General features: G+C 53.4%; 22 protein-coding genes. All 22 read right to left on the reverse strand.

Features of this window, described 5'->3' with window-relative positions; translation table 11 throughout:
• Positions 1-4 precede the first annotated feature (4 nt).
• On the reverse strand, positions 5-535 hold the full coding sequence (locus E2H98_RS08470; RefSeq protein WP_133593705.1) for a DUF3592 domain-containing protein: 531 nt from the start codon (positions 533-535) through the stop codon (positions 5-7).
• A gap of 578 nt (positions 536-1,113) precedes the next feature.
• The gene (locus E2H98_RS08475) at positions 1,114-1,659 is read right to left on the reverse strand and encodes a GNAT family N-acetyltransferase (protein ID WP_133593707.1); all 546 of its coding nucleotides are present in this window, start codon (positions 1,657-1,659) and stop codon (positions 1,114-1,116) included.
• Positions 1,631-2,029: a GFA family protein gene (locus E2H98_RS08480; protein WP_133593709.1), complete on the reverse strand. Its 399-nt coding sequence runs from the start codon at positions 2,027-2,029 to the stop codon at positions 1,631-1,633. Before E2H98_RS08480 ends, E2H98_RS08475 begins: the two co-directional genes overlap by 29 nt.
• Positions 2,030-2,162: 133 nt before the next feature.
• Positions 2,163-2,552 (reverse strand): DUF1801 domain-containing protein, encoded by a 390-nt coding sequence (locus tag E2H98_RS08485; RefSeq protein ID WP_133593711.1) that lies wholly within the window; start codon positions 2,550-2,552, stop codon positions 2,163-2,165.
• Positions 2,553-2,562: 10 nt separating this feature from the next.
• Positions 2,563-3,387, reverse strand: coding sequence for a hypothetical protein (locus E2H98_RS08490; protein ID WP_133593713.1), 825 nt, complete (start codon positions 3,385-3,387; stop codon positions 2,563-2,565).
• A 178-nt stretch (positions 3,388-3,565) separates the two neighbouring features.
• Positions 3,566-3,979 (reverse strand): DUF1801 domain-containing protein, encoded by a 414-nt coding sequence (locus tag E2H98_RS08495; RefSeq protein WP_133593715.1) that lies wholly within the window; start codon positions 3,977-3,979, stop codon positions 3,566-3,568.
• Positions 3,980-4,028: 49 nt separating this feature from the next.
• Positions 4,029-4,265, reverse strand: a complete 237-nt coding sequence (locus E2H98_RS08500; RefSeq protein ID WP_198325272.1) for a hypothetical protein — start codon at positions 4,263-4,265, stop codon at positions 4,029-4,031.
• 82 nt (positions 4,266-4,347) lie between these two features.
• On the reverse strand, positions 4,348-4,752 hold the full coding sequence (locus E2H98_RS08505) for a VOC family protein (protein ID WP_133593719.1): 405 nt from the start codon (positions 4,750-4,752) through the stop codon (positions 4,348-4,350).
• Positions 4,749-5,231: a helix-turn-helix domain-containing protein gene (locus E2H98_RS08510; protein ID WP_133593721.1), complete on the reverse strand. Its 483-nt coding sequence runs from the start codon at positions 5,229-5,231 to the stop codon at positions 4,749-4,751. Before E2H98_RS08510 ends, E2H98_RS08505 begins: the two co-directional genes overlap by 4 nt.
• A 53-nt stretch (positions 5,232-5,284) precedes the next feature.
• On the reverse strand, positions 5,285-6,013 hold the full coding sequence (locus E2H98_RS08515) for an NAD(P)-dependent oxidoreductase (RefSeq protein WP_133593723.1): 729 nt from the start codon (positions 6,011-6,013) through the stop codon (positions 5,285-5,287).
• Positions 6,014-6,086: 73 nt separating this feature from the next.
• On the reverse strand, positions 6,087-6,488 hold the full coding sequence (locus E2H98_RS08520; protein WP_133593725.1) for a YybH family protein: 402 nt from the start codon (positions 6,486-6,488) through the stop codon (positions 6,087-6,089).
• Positions 6,489-6,556: 68 nt separating this feature from the next.
• Positions 6,557-7,417 (reverse strand): SMB-1 family subclass B3 metallo-beta-lactamase, encoded by an 861-nt coding sequence (gene blaSMB / locus E2H98_RS08525; RefSeq protein WP_133593728.1) that lies wholly within the window; start codon positions 7,415-7,417, stop codon positions 6,557-6,559.
• A 23-nt stretch (positions 7,418-7,440) separates the two neighbouring features.
• Positions 7,441-7,986 carry a DUF4256 domain-containing protein gene (locus E2H98_RS08530; RefSeq protein WP_133593730.1) on the reverse strand — a complete coding sequence of 182 codons (546 nt, stop codon included), beginning with the start codon at positions 7,984-7,986 and terminating at the stop codon, positions 7,441-7,443.
• A gap of 34 nt (positions 7,987-8,020) precedes the next feature.
• Entirely contained in the window at positions 8,021-8,788 is a 768-nt protein-coding gene (locus tag E2H98_RS08535) for an isocitrate lyase/PEP mutase family protein (protein WP_133593732.1), read from the reverse strand.
• A gap of 201 nt (positions 8,789-8,989) precedes the next feature.
• Positions 8,990-10,489 (reverse strand): MASE1 domain-containing protein, encoded by a 1,500-nt coding sequence (locus tag E2H98_RS08540; RefSeq protein WP_133593734.1) that lies wholly within the window; start codon positions 10,487-10,489, stop codon positions 8,990-8,992.
• Between the two features lie 233 nt (positions 10,490-10,722).
• Positions 10,723-11,241 carry a hypothetical protein gene (locus tag E2H98_RS08545; protein ID WP_133593736.1) on the reverse strand — a complete coding sequence of 173 codons (519 nt, stop codon included), beginning with the start codon at positions 11,239-11,241 and terminating at the stop codon, positions 10,723-10,725.
• 64 nt (positions 11,242-11,305) lie between these two features.
• Positions 11,306-11,980, reverse strand: a complete 675-nt coding sequence (locus E2H98_RS08550) for a uracil-DNA glycosylase family protein (protein ID WP_133593738.1) — start codon at positions 11,978-11,980, stop codon at positions 11,306-11,308.
• Positions 11,981-12,103: 123 nt separating this feature from the next.
• Complete coding sequence (locus E2H98_RS08555; RefSeq protein WP_133593740.1) at positions 12,104-13,348, reverse strand: TIGR03862 family flavoprotein; 1,245 nt, start codon at positions 13,346-13,348, stop codon at positions 12,104-12,106.
• Positions 13,349-13,403: 55 nt separating this feature from the next.
• Positions 13,404-14,705 carry a sensor histidine kinase gene (locus tag E2H98_RS08560; RefSeq protein WP_133593742.1) on the reverse strand — a complete coding sequence of 434 codons (1,302 nt, stop codon included), beginning with the start codon at positions 14,703-14,705 and terminating at the stop codon, positions 13,404-13,406.
• 63 nt (positions 14,706-14,768) lie between these two features.
• Entirely contained in the window at positions 14,769-15,881 is a 1,113-nt protein-coding gene (locus E2H98_RS08565; RefSeq protein ID WP_133593744.1) for a WD40/YVTN/BNR-like repeat-containing protein, read from the reverse strand.
• 69 nt (positions 15,882-15,950) lie between these two features.
• Positions 15,951-16,220: a MoaD/ThiS family protein gene (locus tag E2H98_RS08570; protein WP_232475477.1), complete on the reverse strand. Its 270-nt coding sequence runs from the start codon at positions 16,218-16,220 to the stop codon at positions 15,951-15,953.
• 99 nt (positions 16,221-16,319) lie between these two features.
• The gene (locus tag E2H98_RS08575; protein WP_133593748.1) at positions 16,320-17,093 is read right to left on the reverse strand and encodes a substrate-binding periplasmic protein; all 774 of its coding nucleotides are present in this window, start codon (positions 17,091-17,093) and stop codon (positions 16,320-16,322) included.
• Between the last annotated feature and the right edge of the window lie 42 nt (positions 17,094-17,135).

Consider the following 17,135-nt stretch of genomic DNA (forward strand, 5'->3'; position numbering starts at 1 on the left):
GAGTCTATTTGCGATCGAAACGGAGCTTGCCTTTCCAGCCGGCATAGACGCACAGAAAACCAACCAGGACAAACAGTGTCGGAACGATGATGTACCCGGGTGTGGATGGCATACTTTTTATCAACACGGCATCGGCTGGATTATCCGGATTGTAATACGCCGTGTGGACAGCCCCTACGGGATACTCAGCCAACACCTGCTGCGCCGCTTCTTCGCAGTCGTAACCGCTGCCAAGATAATTGAAGCGCTGCGAGGTGAAGGTTTTGTCATCCACCTGATATTGATACGACACCTGCAAGGTATAAACCCGGCTGCTGCTGGTCGTGCCCGATACACGGGTATTGGTTTGATTGATTTTGCTGCCGAGGATTTTTGCCGCTACCGGAACAAAATTCGATGAGGCGTCCGACTGCTGTTGATGACTCCAGTAAATGGCATAGCTGATGTACAGGCTGAACGCGGTAAACAGCAAACCGGGTAACAACAATCCCCAGTTACGCGTGGTGCCGGCAGAAGACGACGCTCGCGCTTTCATCGTTCGCTCCTTGTTGAGGTTACTCCGTGTATACAACGCCTTTTAAAACCTATTCTCTGCTGAATCGATTTGCTTCACCGATAGGACCGACCAACCCATTCGATACGGAATTTACCGGCGCGAGCAGCGTCAAGACAAGCAATTTAGCCATTATCCTCGTTATGCCATTGGAACACTTCATTCAACCGTTTGCGACATTTCACCACTCGTGAAACGCAAGGTGCGAATGTTATTGGAGATTGAACCGTCCATTACGACTGCCTACGGTAAGCAAGCACGAACATGCCGTCATTCAGCACCATCGAAAGGACGAGGGTGTACAGCTCCGAACCCAGCACGCCATCGAACAGGCATTACGCCGTTGACGGAAACTCGGCAACGAATACCGGAACCTTGCGGAATATTGTACCCACCATTGTCAAATCGGTTTGTGCGATTTCGGTATCAATTATCGCGCCGTGGGCATCGCGACCTTGGCGCTTATCGATCACCTTCAGCCCCAACTCGGCGAAGTTCAGTATAGTGGATATGAAATTGGGCTGGTTTGGCATTACCGCGTTATCAACGCGCAATGAATATCATTGATACAGCAACAATTCTTGCTCGGCGACTGCAAGTCGAACTTTTCCAGTCAACGTTAAACCAAGTTTCTCCAACACCCGTATCGATGCGATATTTTCCGGAAACACTGTCGCAATCACACGTTCAACCATTAACGTTTCTTTAGCGTATCGAATGATGCCCGCTGCCGCTTCCGTCGCGTAACCTTGACCCCAAACCTCTTTCAAAAAGCGGAAACCCATATCCACGTGAGCAAGCTCTGTTGGCGGCTTCAACCCCACTAAACCAATCACCTGGCCCGTAGCTTTTTCGACACAGGCAAATCGCCCCAAGCCAATCTGCTCGTCGGCGCGAAAGGCTGCTGAAGCGAGCACCGCTTTCGCTTCAGCGACACTCGCTAGAGGTTTACGCGCGGTAAAGCGCACAATATCCGGCTCTGAGTTCAGGCGAAAAAATGCCGCGGCATCGCTGTCGATAAATCTTCGCAGTGACAAGCGTTCGGTTTCCAAGATGTGCACACTCATCCTTAATGATTCAGCCGGACTTGTTTCTTGATCGGCCATATTTCTTTAGCTCGTCGTTAATCGGCATCCATTTCACCTGATTGTCGGTGTAAATATGGTAATTCGGCGCTATGACGTTCGGATCATCCAGCGAGGTAATGCTGATGGTGAAATACTGCGGGTAATCGGTATGGCGATAACTTAATGAGCAACCGCAATTGGCGCAGAAACCCCGCCGCACTTTTTCCGAGGATGCGTATTCTTTTATTTCGCCGGCGAGCAAATGAAACTGTTCGGCCTTGAAATCGGCCCAAACACCAACAGGAGCACCGGTGGTACGCTGACAGTCACGGCAATGACAAAAATCGGCATCGAAAGGTTCACCGATCACTTCGTATCGGACTGCACCGCAATGACAACCGCCTTTCATATACACTCTCCCCGCCTATGCAAGATTGGCAGCTTATCGCAAATAGTAGTGCGGTAGCGGAAATGGATTGTTTATGACTGGAAGTCATTCCATATCATGTTTCGCCACGCTATACGGAGACCAGATCAAAAAGTTACCTCAGTCGCTCCAATCGCCCTTTCCTTTTTACCAAGTTTTTATAATCCCACTGCACTTCGCGCGATTCGGCCAACCAGCGCTGTAATTGCTTTTCATCAACTTGCTCGACGGCCGTGTAACGCGCCTCTGCCGCTTTAAAGCTGCCTTCTTTCTCCAGTCCTGGCTCGTTAAATGATTGACCGCTCCAGAACAGCAGACACACATCATTTTTTAGTTTGCTGTAACCGACGACCGGATTGCCATCCAGGAACCACACCGGATGGCCATGCCAGATCTTGTTTTCCGCTTCGGGTAAGCTGCGGTCGATTTGTTCAGCCAGCTTTTGGCAAATCGCTTGCTCTTCCGGCGTTTGGGCATCGTTATAGCGAGCGGTATCGGCATGCATGACAAGCTCCTTATTTCGGCGTGGTGGCAGGCACCTCAATCAGCACAGCGGTTTGTGGCGCGTTTACTACAGCGCGACGAAGATAAATGCGAGATAGGCATTGAATGGCGAGCGCGGTGGTCAACGCTAATGAAAAAGCGGCGGCAATATTCGTATGAGGCAATACCAGCGCCAATACCAGACAGAAAGCGGCAAACGCGTAATAGCCAAATACCATGCTGCGCAGTTGCTTGATGGTAAACGCTTTACCCGCGTTGATGTGCGAAAACACCGTTAGCACCAAACCAATAGCGGGAAACATCGCGAACAAACCACTGAGCCTGGACCCCAACTGAGCGGAGAACTGGGTAACGATAACGACCAGCGCGGCCCCCGTCAGCATACGCAGCCAAATATCATGACGGGCGGTGCTTTTTGTTGATTCCTCGGTATCTGGCGGCGTCGGATAAATACTTGGCACCAGCACCAGTGCCAGGAATACGCTTAGCGCCGCAACCATCAGTGACGGTGCCCAGGCATTGAGCGCGGCAACCGCCAACAAATAACAGATAAAGCTGAACAGCAGGCTGATCGTCCATGAGTAGCGCAGCGCCGCCCAAGCATAGCTAACGCCAAACACCAGAATCGCCAACACTGCAGACAGTGTTGCCGCGGAGGCATCTGCCGCGAATGGCGCGCCCTGCTCCATCGCGATAAACCATAAAAGTGGCGCCGATACCACCGGGAACGCCGACAACCAGCCGGCTACATCCGGCCCCCAGCGTCGACCGGCGAGTGTAACGCCGCCAATGATGGACGGAACCAGAATGATCTTCAGTACAAGAATGAGGCTCATGAATACGCTAACAATCGATAGGTGGATCGTCGCTCGCGCCTGATGCAGGCCAAAGCGTTCATCGATTCCTGAGTCGGTCGACAATACACCAGAGCACGGCGCGGATTCGGGAGTGTACTCGAATCGTGACTACCGTGCCTGGGTTAGTCTGAACACACGGAAAGCGTAGAAACGGCAGCTACTTCGCCGACTTCGGTTTTGCCTTCTTGGCACAGTTCAATGCAATGGCGGACCGCACCAAGGCTTTGAACGCCGCCTCATCGATTTGGTCGCCTTCACTGATATCAATGGCGCGCCTGACATTGCCATCAAGGCTGGAATTAAACAGGTTTTTTGGATCTTTTAGCGCGGCACCTTTGGCAAAGGTGAATTTCACTTTTGCCTTATAGGTTTCACCAGTGCAGATAATGCCATCATGCGACCACACCGGCGTGCCCATCCATTTCCATTCTTCGACAACATTAGGATCGGCTTCCTTGATTAATTCACGCATACGGCTCAGAGTTTCGCCGCGCCAATCACCGAGCCCGGCAACTCGCTCATCAATCAATGCCGATGCCGATTGCTGTCCGTTAGAAGCAGATTTTATCATCTCATTCTCCTATTGAAATGTTCCCTGTTTGCTGCGAGAGAACATCTGTTTAGCTGGCTACCGTTACCTTGCGCTCGTTGCGTGCTTTACTGAAATACGGCAGCGCAAAAAGATACAGGCCGGTGAACAGCAATAACGCCAAAGGCAACAACGGCGAATAGGTGATCCAGGCTGGCGGCATCGCGCCGCGGCTTTGTGCCATCGCGAAAAAATTGGCGATAACCGTCAGCGTAAAAATAATGGATATCCAACGATGAAATTGCCGAATCCAAAGACTAGCTTTCACAAGAACCTCCATTGCAAATCGTGATGATGAATTTGCTGCTATCGACAGCTGCATAGGTCAGCAAGCCGAGATGCAGCGATAATTACCGCGCCTGAATCATTTTCCAGCCATTGCCGAACGGATCGCGAAAGCTGGCATCGACACTGCCGTAACGATCAACCGGTTCTTGCGTGAATTCGACGCCACGAACGCGGTACTGTTTATAGGCCGCCTGACAATCATCGACGATCAGCACCAACGGCGGCATTGCGCCTTTGGCGACGGCCGCTTCCAGACTCTGCGCAGTGGCTGCATCAACCAGCGGCGCTTGCGGCTTGAACAGACCGAGTTGAAACGATGGCTGTTCCGGATGCTGCACCGTCAGCCATCGATAGTCACCGTTACGCACATCGGTGTGCACGCGAAAACCTAGCTTTTCCACATAGAACGTGAGGGCTTCGTCTTGATCATGAACATACAGGCCAACGACACCGATACCCTGAGTCATTTTTCACTCTCCGTTTCATTTGACTCGGCGATGCTACCGTCTGCTTGTTGCCGACGCTTCTCCAAAACTGCGATCGTTAAGTCAGGCCGGTTGGCGGCGTTTAAATAACAGGCCGGCACTTGCTCCAATTGATTAGGGGTGTTTTGCTCGCGCTTGCGTAGCTCACTGGGGCTCTCACCCGTGATATCACGAAAGGTCCGGCCAAAGGTGCCAAGGCTTGCCCAACCGGTTTGGAACGCGATATCGATGATCGGCAAATCGGTATCGCGCAACAGGGTTTTGGCCCGTTCAATGCGCCGGGTCAACAAATAGCGATGCGGCGGCACACCGAAGGCTTCTTTGAATGAACGGGCAAAATGCGCTTCAGAAACGCCGCTGACCTCAGCCAAGCGCGGCACCGGCCATTCTTCGTGCGAGGCGGCGTCCATGCGGTCCTTGGCGCGCAATAAACGCCGTAGCAACTTTGGCTCTTGGCTCATCGGTAATCCGTCTCTTCTGCTCGCCTCAATAGCTTACTTGCCGTTCAGCCAGATCACTCACGGTTATAGATCACCGGCATCTGGCCTTTCCAAGCCTGCCATGTTTCGTCATCGGTGATGAGCTTGGCCATGAAGTTCGCGACATTGATGCGGCTGGTCTTGCCGGCATCAAAGATCGCACTTCGAGTCGGCGAGCGATGCAATTCATAATCACTTACTTGCGGTGCGTCAATCAACGTGTCAGGTCTGACTGCCGCCCACTCAATATCGGGGTCACTTTGGCCAATCTGAGTGCGCAGGAAGTCAGCAGCTTTTTCATTGTCCGAATGGGGCGGCAAAGTTAAGCGCACCAAGCCAATGACACACTTTTCCGAAAACGAAATACGCTCATCCAGATCGCGATTGCGGTTACCGGCGGTATTCATCAGCACAAACTTGCGTGGCGTTTCGTGTTGAGTCGCTTTCATCGCATGACACAATCGCTTAGTAACCTCCGTTACCAAGCGACGTGGATGACCGTAAATTCCTCGAAAACTCAGTGTATGCCCTAAGCAGGATGCGACCGCATGGCAATCACCAACATGCTTGGCCATTTCGCTGTCGGTCAAATCCAGAATGCTGGCGAGAATTATCGACAATTTTTCGTGATGCCTGACCGCATTTGGCAGCCTTTCGGCAGAACGCACTACGACTTTAACGTGCTGCCCTTGACTCAGCAATTGCTGCACCAGCAGGCGGCCCGTTGCTCCGGTTGCGCCAACAACCAACGTGCTCCTTTCCATAAGCCTGTTCCTTTCATCCATTTATCTGACGAGTACGCGCCTTTTCTAACGGCGCATAGACCGGGCTTTGCCGTCAGGTCTTACTCATCGCATGTACAAATGCTGCGTAATCCAGCGCGGTATTCTGGTCGTGCACGATTCGCCATTGTCCTTGCTGTAACTGAAACACATAAGTGAGCCAGCTGACCACCGGCTCTTCTTCGGCCTTTGTCCGGTAACGATACTTGATCAGCGCCATCGCCATGTCTTCGCCAACCACCTTATGGACGACTTCCGCCTGCCAAATCCAGTTCTTGTCCTGAAACCACTGCCGATGGATATCAACACATTCTTTGGTCGTCGTGAAGGCATGGCCATTCTGCACAATCGCATAAAGCGTTTCATCACGTGTCAGATGCGACGTGAAGGCATCCAAATCGCGATTGGCGATGGCATTGAAATGCCGCTGTAAAGCGTCGTCAAAATCCGGTTTCATCTACCTGTCCTTTTCGAGACTTCCGCTCATTATCTACGGTGTGATAATCCGAGGCTTTATTACTTGGTTTACGGTGCAGAGATGGATTGCTTCTCAGCGCTCAAGCGCTCGGCCAATCCCCTTCTCGCCTTTTCCACCAACAAACGACAAGCCCCGGTATCAACATAGGCACTTTTACCTTCCGTGTTAGCTCGCTGCTGACGACCCCAGAGATCATTTAACTGCGGGTGCGCCGCAATCAGGATATCGCATGGTAAGTTTTCGACTTTGGCAAAGCTCTGCTGCAGCGATGCCACCACATCAGGGTGCTCAGAAAACCGATACCGCTTTGCCGAGACAGCACTGATGCTGTCGGCAAAGACTACGGACTTGCAGTCGTTATCTTCGCAGGATTGCCAAGTCCAACTGATACCACCTGGCGTGTGGCCGGGTGTGGTGTGTGCGGTTACTACCATTGAGCCTAACGTAACCGTTTCGCCATCGGCGATGGCGTGTACATTTTCGGCACCAGGAAAGTTTGGCAATCCGCCAAATTGCGGATCATGTTTTGGTGATATGCCGGTGCGCAACGCGTCGACATTCCCGGCACCGCCAAGCACTGTCGCGCCGCTCCACTTCTGTAGCGCCGCGATACCACCTGCATGATCGACATGCGAATGTGAACTCAGAATGTATTTCACGTCTTCAATGTTGTAACCCAGCGCGCGAATGTTGCTGGCGATAACCTTGGCGCCCTGCTCTGTTGCGCCATCGATTAACACGTGGCCTTCAGGAGAAGTGATCAACACCGCTGCTATGCCAGCGGTGCCGACATAATGGGTATTGCCGTAAATGGTGAATGGCTCTTGCGGATCGCTCCAGCCACGATCGGCATGGGTAACTCCCGTAACGGCGATGGCGATCAGGGAAGTGAGGGCAAACTTTTTCAACGTAGTTCCTTGGTAAAGTTAAGCTAAACAATCAGTGCTACACGAAAGCCTCTGGCGGCATAGTAGGAATCCGCGCCATTGTGGTAAACAAAGACGTGATCATAACGACGGTCACAGAATAGCGCGCCACCGCGCTTTCTGATTCCGGCAGGGGTTTGAATCCAGCTCGAGGTTTTAGTGTCGAATTCACCCAGCGTTTGCAGTGCCCGGTATTGTTCTTCGGTCAACAATGTAGCGCCCATTTTCTCGGCCAGCTCCACAGCACTACCGTTTGGTTTGTTGGCTTTCCTCGCTGCCAATGCCGCGGCATCAAAACAAAGACTTCGGCGGCCTTCCGGGCTTTGGGGCGAACAATCCATGAACGTGACTTCGCCGGTCTTTTTGTCATAGCCGACGACATCCGGCTCACCGCCCGTTTTTTCCATTGCTGCAAGTGTGCGCAGCTTATCTGGAGCGGACTCCAGCCTGGCCGCCACCTTTTGCCAGGCCAGATCTTTGTGCCGGCTGATGTTTTGCTCAAAACGTTTTTGCAAGCTGGTCAGCAATGCGTCCCGTTGTTTGGCATTCATGTCAACCCTCCCTAGCTCGTGAGTCTTGTTTGTTTCAACGCCAGTCCAACGCGGCTTTGCTTGCTTGTTCCAACGCCTTCATTGCCTGCCGGTACGGCGCAGGGCCATAACTGATACGCGCGACACCGGCATCGGCCAATGCGCTGGTTTGCAGGTTGGGTAGCATCATGATGTTTACCGGTAATGGCGACTGCTTGCACAACGTTTTGATGTGCTCCAGATTACCGAGTGCTGGTGCAAAAAAACCACTGGCGCCAGCTTCAGCGTATGCTTGAGCACGTTCGATGGCTTGCGTCAGCAATGCCACATCATGCTGGGCAGCATCGGTTGCCAAAAACAAATCGGTGCGGGCATTGATGAACAGCAACACACCGGCTTGCTCAGCGGCCTCACGAATGGCGCGAATGCGCTCGCACTGGTTGGCAATTGAGTACAGCCCTGCTCCGGCAACAATCCGATCTTCAACATTGATACCGACTGCACCCGCTTTGATTACCCGGCGAACATTTTCCTGCAACGCCGGTAAGGCTTCGGCGTAACCGCCTTCCATATCAAGCGTTACCGGCACATCGACGCTGGCGACAATGCGTTCCAGATTGGCGACCGCCAGTGCAAATGGCAGCGCTTCGCCGTCATCAAAACCGTGCGCGGCGGCGACCGACCAACTGCCGGTGGCGATTGCCTGAGCACCACTGGCCGCCACCGCACGTGCGCTGCCGGCATCCCAAGCATTGAATAGAATCAAAGGGTCGTTGCGACGATGCAAGGCGGCGAATTGGGTTGCGCGTTCACGGGTGTTCATCTTGCTCTCTCCTAAACTTGTTCAGATTGCACTCACATTGGAACGAAGTTGGGAAACGTCACAGCTAGAGAATGCCTGAATGATCGAAACGATATCAGCTACGATTAATTGACCGTAGAGAAAAATTCACTTTTCGCTAACTTGAAGCGGCGTTGGATGGCTGAAACAAAAATAACACGCCAAGTGTTTTGCCGGCGACAGTTAGGGTGTCATCAGTTCGGACGGCAGCGTGGTAAAAGCCGTTGCGGCGTTCCTGCCGTGGTTTTTTGAGTGGTACATGGCTCTATCGACTCGGGCCAGTAAGTCCTGAACGGTATTGGCGGCAGAGGAATCGATGACGCCAAGGCTAATCGACAGACGTTCCTGATGTTCAAAGGTATTGGCAGCCACCAATTCTCGACAACGCTCGGCAAATTGCAAAGCACCTTGTTGCGTTGTGTTGGGCAGTAACACGAGAAATTCTTCACCACCCCAACGCACGAGATGATCCACATCGCGCAAGGCTGAATCAATTAATCGGGTGATTTGCTGAATCACGCGATCGCCGGTCGCGTGGCCGTAGCTGTCATTGATGCGCTTGAAATGATCGATATCGAACATGATGAGGCTGTACGGTGTGCCATAGCGCGCTTGCCTTTCCTGCTCGGCGACAATCAGTTGCATACCATAGCGGCGCGAACAAGTTCCCGTCAGCGGGTCATGCTCGCACAGATCTTTCAGCTCATCGATCAGCTGGTCACGCTCCGCCGACACCATGCCAACCAGCGCCACCGAAGTAACGAGCAGCGTCAAAAACAGTTGCAGTTCGATCAGTGCAAAAAGTTGTTCGGCTTCTTTGAATGGCCCGAGGTTGTTACTGGTAACGTAAACCGTCGCTGCTGCCATGCAGGCAACGGAAACAAACGTCACGCGAAAACCCAGGCGCAGCACCGCCCACAGCAACAAGGGAATCATGACAAACACGGGGCTCGGTAAAGGCGGTGGCCAGTGCTGATGAAAAACTGCCGCCAGAGACAGCAACGCCAACAGCGTGACGTGCAGGCCCAGTTCAAACCTTCGCTGCTTTGGCACAACACGGTCTTTGCGGAAGTAAAAACTCAATACCAACGGTGCAATCAATAACACGCCCACCGCATCGCCCGTTGCCCAGGTCAGTAAGGCCATACCGTACTGCGACCACGGCAAGAAACCCATCGATGCCAAACCGGTCACGCCGAGGATGGCGCTGACGACGGAGCCACTGATGACACAGTAAATGCCAAATGCCTTGAATGCTGAAAGGCTCTCCAGCGGGTTGTCGCTGACTACTTTACGCTTGAACAGATACACAGCGCCCGCTGTAGCAAGCACATCACCGATACCATTGAGACTTGCGGAAACCAGTGCTTTACCAATCAGCGTCGCAGAGCTGGCGTCAAAATACGCCCAGATATTGCCGGCAAACGCGCCCAAGAAAATGCCCGGCGATATCCGGTATCCCCAAATAAGCACCAGCGCAACCATCAGGCCTGATGGCAACCAGACAGGCGTGATGTTGCCGGGCGGCATCGCGAAACTTTGGCCGATTCTGGCGGTAAAGAAATACAACACCGCCACCAGCACAATGCGCACGATGGTGTCTCGGTTCCACACCGGCTTTTGGGTTTGGATTAGCACGCTACCTCGTTCGATACTCGCGACCGGTTCCGCCGACCAAGACACGCCGAATCCATCGAGTATAGAACACCGACGCTGACTTGCCGTGCGCGCGAAAGGTAATAATCTGATTTAATGTGGCGGACAATCGTGGAACCTGCTGGGAGCTTCGCCTTCTAGTTCTGTTGTCGATTGATTCATTAATGGCTAGCTGGGTCGGCCAATGCTCTATGCCTTGCTTATTTGCGAGCGCTGATACGCGATCAGATTGCCAAGTGTCGCTCGGATCGATAAGCGTTTTAGCCAACACCTGGAACAGCAGGCCGCCATACTTTTCGAAAACCGTCATACGTGAATTTTGCATCTGCCCGCTTCAAGCACCCCTGCTCCTGAATGCCAAAACCATCGTGCCGTGAACCAGTAATGGAGAAAGATTCTCCATCCACATCAATAAAAAGCAGTTCCCACGTGCCGTCATCGGGATACCCCTGAGGCTCATACACTCGGTCATACTGCTTTAGATACAACGGACCAGAATACGGATGGAGAGAACAAACCAGCTCCCAGTCCTTGGTCACAATTTGTGAGAAATCCGCTTCATGATCATTCTTGGCAATTTTATCGTTCAACGATGAGATGAGTGATTTTACTTCCCAAACCCAAACGAGGTAGATGCCGGTAATGAGTGCCATGGAGCAGAGGATGAGGAGGTTCTTGATTTTCAGGCTTGCACCATCGGAGATTGTAGTAAAGGTTACTTCGGACAACGAATCCATTGATCTTGATTCTGAATTGACACCCTGAATCATTTGTTTCATACGTACGATTACGCATCCGCTAATCGTACCTACCAGAACTAGAGCTAATCGTGCCTACGAGAACTCAGCTTACTGCGTTTCTTCCCAGCAATTTTGATATCCAATGCGTAGGGTCTGTGTTTGGAGCAGTCCAATCGGCGATACTCGGATGCGTTGCTACAACAACAATAATTCCTTGTGTGTTTTCAAATGCCTGGCTTCGCCAACGACGATTGTTTTTCTCAACAAAATCATCTCCATTTGGCTCATGTGCACCAAGCTTCTTGCGTACAATAGTTCCTGCAGTCTTTCCAAAGCATAGCACTGCTTTAGGTTGTAGTTTCGCAATTGCGAATTCGTGAAATGACCAACACATTTCGATAAGATTGGACATCTCACTCTTGAGATCGTTCTCCCGCCTGGACCGAACGAAAATCAGATTGCTGCATGGCACAGTTCCAGGATTTACGCCGAGCTTAGCGAAAAGATGGAGGACGCGAGGGGCCATGCCGTAGGTGCCAGGTGCGGCTCCTTCCCATGACTCATCCCGGTAGGCTGACCAGTCAGCGGGATACAAGTTCAAGACATCATTGGTGTGGCTGCCGATGGTCTCATCCTCATGGCTTTTTGGTGCGCCACCAGGGTTAACGCCAAGCACATATAAATCAGACCGCGTGGCGAAGGCATTACGTCCGGAATAGAAAACTTTTCCCGATCTCGCAAACAGCGACTGCGGTATTTGTTCGATAAAATCTTTCATAGCAGAACCTAGCGGTTTACTTTCAACCTCAACAAGAAAATATTGTGGTAAATCGCCAAACTCGATAATTACGGTAGCTCAGTACGCAGGGAAAGTCGTTGGGCTTCGTACCTCAGCCCGAACCTACCGCCTGCCATCCAGATAAGCTACCGCCCCCAGCCCAGCCCGTAAACCAGTACTGAAACACGCTGTCAGCAGGTAACCGCCGGTTGGTGCTTCCCAATCAAGCATTTCACCGGCACAGAATACACCGGGCATGGCGTTTAGCATTAGTTGTTCGTTCATCGCTTCGAACTTCACGCCACCGGCAGTGCTGATCGCTTCGTCGATATCGGTAGTACCGTGCAGAGTGATCGGCAGGTGTTTGATCTGCTGACCAAGGTACTGGGCATCTTGAATGCGATTGCGATCGACTTGCTCGAACAGTAGCGCGCATTTGCCGGCGTCCAGGCCTAGTTGGGTTTTCAGGCGATTGCTGACGGATTTTTTTCCTGAAGCACCTAGCGTTTTCTCGATGGTTTTGGCCTCGCGATCGGGCGCCAGATCCAGCCAGATGGTTGCGCTGCCGGTTTGCTCCAATGCATCGCGTATCGTTGCCGCGTGCGCATAAACGAGGCTGCCTTCGATGCCATGCTCGGTCAGCACGAATTCGCCACGGCGCTGTTCCAGCTCGCCGTTCTGCTTCAGCGTTTTCATGATGACTTGTTTGATCGGTGCGCCGGCAAAATGGTTTTTCAGGTGTTCACTCCACTCGCATAGAAATCCGCAATTGGCAGGGCGTAGTGGAGAAAGCTCCACACCGCGTTGTTGCAACAGTGTTTGCCAGGCGCCATCGGAGCCGAGCTTTTTCCAACTGCCGCCACCAAGCGCGAGCACGACGACATCGGCATCTACCGTTACGCTTCCTTCTGGACTTTCAAACAACCAGGCATTTTGTTGCCAACCGCGCCAGCGATGGCGAGTGTGGATGACGAGCCCTTGTTTTTTTAACCGGGTTAGCCATGCACGCAATAGCGGCGCCGCTTTCATTTCGGTCGGGAAAACGCGACCACTGCTGCCGACAAAGGTTTCGATACCCAGTTCGCGTATCCAGGCACGCAATGGTTCAGCACCGAATTGTTCGAGCATGGGTGTCAGCACATTTTCGCGCTCACGATAGCGACGGCAGAATGGTGCAAATGCTTCGGAGTGGGTGATGTTCATGCCGCCAATGCCAGCCAACAGAAATTTGCGACCGACCGAGGGCATGGCATCGAAAAGCTCGACCGCTATGCCTGCATTCAATAGTTGCTCGGCGGCCATCAAACCTGCGGGGCCACCGCCAATGACAATGGCACGTTTCGAGCTTTGGTTGGCTGTTGAGGGCATTGGTGGAACGAGTGGCGAGAGATTTGGCTATTGTAGGGTGTGTCGCTACGCGAAACTATGTTTTTGCGTTTCGTTGGTTTTCTTCACTGATTTGTTTTGCCGGCAGGCTGACGACAAACGTGGCACCGCCTTTTTCACCAGGACGATAACGCAACTCACCTTGGTGCATCGCGACGATGGCGTGGCTGATGTAGAGACCAAGACCTGAGCCTTCGTGGGCGCGCGCATCGTGTTTGTTTTGCTGGGTGAATGGCTTGAATAGTTCTTCAACAAATTCTTCGGCAACCCCTTCGCCTTGGTCATGCACTTCAATTTCGACATTGCTGTTATGTTGCAGCAGACGCACGCTGATGACGCCGTGCGCCGGTGAGAATTTGATCGCATTGGACAGCAGGTTATGAATGACTTGGGTGATGCGGTCAGGGTCGGCCTCAAATGAAACCACCGGAGCCAAATCCAGCTTGAACACCAGCGCTTTTTTTTGGCTCAGGTTCTCAAAGGTTTTTACCGCTTCTTCCACGAGTTGCTGCAGATTGCATTGCTCATAGCGCAAGCGCAGTTTGCCCATGCGCAGGCGTTCCATGTCCATGACATCGTTGACCAGCCGGGTCAGCCGCTGATTGTTGCGATAAGCAATTTGCAGCATTTCGCGGGCATTGGCCGGAATGTCGTGCAGCATGGTATTGACCAGCAGTGACAACGAGCTGTGCGTGGCGGTTAACGGCGTACGCAGTTCATGGCTGACCACGGACACCCATTGTCGCTGCATTTCATCGAGCAGTTCGCGGTCGCGTTCGATTTGTTTGCGCGTGGCTTCGTAAAGCTGGGCCAATACCGAGACCAGGGCCGTCGAAGCGAAAAACGCGAAAGTACGGCCAAAGATGGGGCTGTCACTCAAGCTGCTGATGGCGCCGCGCTGATGCAGCCAGAACAAGATTGCCAGCTCAACGGCAACTAAAAACAGCGCGAACCAGGCACGAATGCGGCCGCCGAGAAAATTGGCGACCAGCGGAATGATGGCGAGCCAGGTCATCGAGCGCGAATACAGACCACCATCGAAATAGGCGATACCGCCGATGGCGAGCAGCACGCTGATGATCATCATGTCGGCGACGAGTTGCCGATTGCGCCATAGCCAGAACGCCGCCAGCATGACGAAAAACAGCAAGCCGGTAATCGAGACAACCCCCAGCGCCGCCGTCCAGCCTTCATTTAACCAGCGCACCAGAATGCTGAGCAAAATGACGACGATGCCGTAGAACAACATGCCGACCATCAGCCGTACACGACGGCCTTCGTTAGCAGAGGTGATGGTTCCGGGTGGAATGAAATGATCGAGCAGTGCCAGCAACCACATGTTTGGTACAACGCTGTCCCAATATTTTTAATCAACTGTCAGTGTAGTTGAGAAATCTTGTGATCACGCTTGCTCCGGCCCGAAACACACGGCTGCCACTGGCGGCAGATAGTTCGACAAGCACTGCCAGCTCCTGCCTTGATCGGCCGAAAGCCAACAGTTGCCGGTAGTTGAGGCCATCGCCAGCGCTTGCCCGCTCTGGTCGATGGCCAGCGCATGCCGATAAATAAGGTCGTAGCTCGGCTCGGTCGGCAAGCCTTGGCGATGAGCCGTGAAGCTTTTGCCGGCATCGCGGGTTTCGTTGACCAGCAATTGCTGATCGACCGGCAAGCGGCGCTCGTCTTTGATGCCCGGCACAAACCAGGCGCGCTTGCCATCCTCTGGATGCACAGCAACGGCAAAGCCAAACACCGAAGGCTTTACGTCCTCAACTTCGCGCCAGCTTTCGGCGCCATTGTCGCTGACAAAAATGCCGTTGTGATGCTGAATCCAGAGCCAGTCCGGCTGGGCTCGACACTGCACCATCAGGTGCGGGTCCTGGACGATTTCGTCATAGGCGCGCTCTGGCGGCATATAGGCATTGCGCAAGCCCTTGGCCCGGCTGTGCCAAGTTTTGCCGTCGTCCTTGCTGAGCCAAACGCCGCCACAGGAAACGGCGAGGCGCAGGCATCGACTGTCACGCGGGTCGACACAGATGGAATGAATACCGGGCTGATCGTAGCCGCCGCCGAACCATTGTTTGCGCTCCTCGCGCTGCCAAAGCGACTCGACCAGCTGCCAGCTGTCGCCGCGATCATCGGAACGGAACAGCGCACCCGGAATGGTGCCGGCCCAAATGCGCCCCGGCTGATCGGCACCGCCGGCGGCCATGCTCCAGATCATTTGTACTGAGGCCATTTGTGCTGAGGCGGATTTATCCTCCTCCCCTTCCTTCTGCTCTGGCAGCTTTGGGCAGGCGATTTCCTGCCAGGATTTACCGCCATCATCGGAGCGATGCAGTTTCGGGCCGAAATGACCGAGATTGAGCGCGGCATAAACCGTGTTGTCGCGGCCATCGTGCAGCGTGAAGCTGACCGGGTCGCCAAGAAAATGGGTCGCCACCGGCTGCCATTGCAGGCCTTGGCGGGTGTATTGAATCAGACCTTTGCGGGTCGACAACCACAAGGTATTGCTCATTGCCTCGCTCCCTGTTGTGCTGGGTATCATCCTCGGCACCGGTGCCGGACTGCGGGTAACTGTCTCGCCTTATCCGCCCGACAGGGCTTGGGCGACAAACACCTCGGCATTCGCCGGGGTGAGATCTTTGAAATGCCGACGATCGCGGATTTGCTGGCCGTCGATAAATATCGCCACGTGCTGGCGCAAACCGCGTTGATCATCGAGCAGGTAAGTTCGTAGTGCTGGGTAGCGTTGGAATACTTCGTTCAACACTTCAGCCAGCGTCGCACCATTGACCGTCAATGGCTCAATCGCCAGATGGCGCTGCAAATGCCCAGTGAAGCTGACCTTGGCCACGGTTTGCTCCATGCTCGTCAATCGCTGGAGTATAGCGCCGGAATGTCGACTGGGTTCAGGTGAACATGACCGGCTTTTGCCGTCCGGATAGCGACCGACTCATCGCGATACCACTTCATCCTGGAAGCGCTGCAACAAACGCTGATGTTCGCCGGACTCCAGCATCTGCTCGAATGCATCATTGGCCGCGGTAATCAAATGCTCATCAACACTGTCCTTGTTCCAGGCGAGATACACCGGCGTCATCTCCAGCGGTTCGCCAAAAGGCCGCACGACGTGCTTGTACTGACTTTGTTGAATGACATAAGCACCGGCGTATCGGTCAACCAGATAAAAGCGGGCAACGCCCATGTGCAACATGCGCAGGCAATCACTCTGGTGATTGGCATTGACCCGTTCCATCCAGCCGGTCTGGAACAGCTCATCGGCACGCAGACCAATGCTGAAACCCTGTTGCACACAGACACGTTTATTGCGCAGGAATTTCAGCTCGCTATCGAAGGCGATGGCCTCATCGCAACGGCTGAACAGCATAACGTTCTCGTTGGTCAGCGGCTCCGCCATGAACACCATCTTCGTTTCGCGCCCCGGTGTTTTCAGCACCGGGAACACCGCATCCGCGGCACCCGTTTCCAGTTGCCATAAGGCCCGCTTCCACGGCAGTACTTCAATCCGGTGCTCTTGCTGCAGGCGCTGCATCAAAGCTTCGACCAACCAGATCGAGAGACCATCGGGCTTGTCGTCTTTGATTTCGACATAGGGAGGATATTCGAGCGTAACGAGGCGCAACGATGACGGCTGTTCTGCTGCAGTCGCCGCAAAACAAAAAAGCAAACCGGCTTTCCAGCTTACGCCCAGTCGAAACAAGGCCATACATCCTTCGCGGTGATGGCAATACCGTCATCATAGCCGAAC

The organism is Permianibacter aggregans, assembly GCF_009756665.1.
Taxonomy (GTDB): Bacteria; Pseudomonadota; Gammaproteobacteria; order Enterobacterales; family Permianibacteraceae; genus Permianibacter; species Permianibacter aggregans.

Bases quoted from the DNA above. Each gene is read 5' to 3' on its own strand.
- E2H98_RS08575 (WP_133593748.1), bottom strand. From the start codon at position 17,093: ATGGCCTTGTTTCGACTGGGCGTAAGCTGGAAAGCCGGTTTGCTTTTT.
- E2H98_RS08565 (WP_133593744.1), bottom strand. From the start codon at position 15,881: ATGAGCAATACCTTGTGGTTGTCGACCCGCAAAGGTCTGATTCAATAC.
- E2H98_RS08560 (WP_133593742.1), bottom strand. From the start codon at position 14,705: ATGTGGTTGCTGGCACTGCTCGATCATTTCATTCCACCCGGAACCATC.
- E2H98_RS08515 (WP_133593723.1), bottom strand. From the start codon at position 6,013: ATGGAAAGGAGCACGTTGGTTGTTGGCGCAACCGGAGCAACGGGCCGC.
- E2H98_RS08530 (WP_133593730.1), bottom strand. From the start codon at position 7,986: ATGAATGCCAAACAACGGGACGCATTGCTGACCAGCTTGCAAAAACGT.
- E2H98_RS08535 (WP_133593732.1), bottom strand. From the start codon at position 8,788: ATGAACACCCGTGAACGCGCAACCCAATTCGCCGCCTTGCATCGTCGC.
- E2H98_RS08480 (WP_133593709.1), bottom strand. From the start codon at position 2,029: ATGAAAGGCGGTTGTCATTGCGGTGCAGTCCGATACGAAGTGATCGGT.
- E2H98_RS08475 (WP_133593707.1), bottom strand. From the start codon at position 1,659: ATGGCCGATCAAGAAACAAGTCCGGCTGAATCATTAAGGATGAGTGTG.
- E2H98_RS08495 (WP_133593715.1), bottom strand. From the start codon at position 3,979: ATGATAAAATCTGCTTCTAACGGACAGCAATCGGCATCGGCATTGATT.
- E2H98_RS08545 (WP_133593736.1), bottom strand. From the start codon at position 11,241: ATGAAACAAATGATTCAGGGTGTCAATTCAGAATCAAGATCAATGGAT.
- E2H98_RS08520 (WP_133593725.1), bottom strand. From the start codon at position 6,488: ATGAAACCGGATTTTGACGACGCTTTACAGCGGCATTTCAATGCCATC.
- E2H98_RS08555 (WP_133593740.1), bottom strand. From the start codon at position 13,348: ATGCCCTCAACAGCCAACCAAAGCTCGAAACGTGCCATTGTCATTGGC.
- E2H98_RS08490 (WP_133593713.1), bottom strand. From the start codon at position 3,387: ATGAGCCTCATTCTTGTACTGAAGATCATTCTGGTTCCGTCCATCATT.
- E2H98_RS08485 (WP_133593711.1), bottom strand. From the start codon at position 2,552: ATGCATGCCGATACCGCTCGCTATAACGATGCCCAAACGCCGGAAGAG.
- E2H98_RS08550 (WP_133593738.1), bottom strand. From the start codon at position 11,980: ATGAAAGATTTTATCGAACAAATACCGCAGTCGCTGTTTGCGAGATCG.
- E2H98_RS08510 (WP_133593721.1), bottom strand. From the start codon at position 5,231: ATGAGCCAAGAGCCAAAGTTGCTACGGCGTTTATTGCGCGCCAAGGAC.
- E2H98_RS08470 (WP_133593705.1), bottom strand. From the start codon at position 535: ATGAAAGCGCGAGCGTCGTCTTCTGCCGGCACCACGCGTAACTGGGGA.
- E2H98_RS08505 (WP_133593719.1), bottom strand. From the start codon at position 4,752: ATGACTCAGGGTATCGGTGTCGTTGGCCTGTATGTTCATGATCAAGAC.